Raw genomic sequence first — 476 nt, 5'->3', positions numbered from 1 at the left:
AAAGATATTACCATTAATGGTACTGATGGCAATGAATTATTGATTGATGTCAGTGATGCCGAACATACGATTGATTTGGGCTCAAATCAATTTAAAGACAATGGTAAGGTAAACTATAAATCAAGCAATGTGATGCAAGCCGCAGAACTTAAAGACGGTAAATTACATGTATTTGTCAAACCAACTACACCACCAGAAGATGAATCAGAGCCTAGCAAAGATGATGATCAAACCGCTGGCACTGAACCGAGCAAAGATGATAATCAAACTGCTGGTACTGAACCGAGCAAAGATGATAGTCAGACCGTTGGTACTGAGCCGAGCAAAGATGACAGTCAAACCGCTGGTACTGAACCGAGCAAAGATGATAGTCAAACCGCTGGTACTGAACCGAGCAAAGATGATAGTCAAACCGCTGGTACTGAACCGAGCAAAAATGACAGTCAAACCGCTGGTACTGAACCGAGCAAAGATGA

1 protein-coding gene is annotated in these 476 nt (G+C 42.0%); it reads left to right on the top strand.

Annotated elements, in window-relative coordinates:
- Positions 1 to 476, top strand: a 476-nt coding sequence (locus tag ACTG7L_RS10790; protein WP_439328537.1) for a hypothetical protein, incomplete at both ends; no start/stop codon positions are given.

The sequence above is a fragment of the Lonepinella sp. BR2357 genome, assembly GCF_051851525.1.
Lineage (GTDB): Bacteria > Pseudomonadota > Gammaproteobacteria > Enterobacterales > Pasteurellaceae > Lonepinella.
The sequence above is the reverse complement of the archived record's forward strand: the minus strand, read 5'-3'. Positions and strand labels throughout refer to the sequence as shown.